This is a genomic window from Tritonibacter sp. SIMBA_163 (genome assembly GCF_046535935.1).
GTDB lineage: Bacteria > Pseudomonadota > Alphaproteobacteria > Rhodobacterales > Rhodobacteraceae > Epibacterium > Epibacterium scottomollicae.
In genome coordinates, this window is record NZ_JAWJBP010000937.1 from 1 (window position 1) to 251 (window position 251).

The following is a 251-nucleotide window of genomic DNA, read 5'->3' on the forward strand; positions in this document are numbered from 1 at the left end:
GTCAACTTCCAAGTCCACACGTCGAACTCGGCCAAGCGGGGTGTCTTCGTGGGCGAAGGGCCGGGCGGCGGCCAGCTCGTGCGGGATGTGACCGACCCGCCGGCCGCCGAGCCAGATCGCCCCCTCGGTGGCGAACTCCAGCCCCGCCGCTTCGCGCATGGCGCCTGGCACGAACTGCCGGACGGCCTGATCCTGGCCGACAGCTACCATTGCTCGCGCTACAACACGAACACCGGCCGGTTGACCCCGGC

1 pseudogene is annotated in these 251 nt (G+C 70.5%); it reads left to right on the top strand.

Annotated features, from left to right (window positions below):
• Nucleotides 1-251: pseudogene (locus R0J92_RS25080) on the top strand (hypothetical protein); the annotation flags it as partial.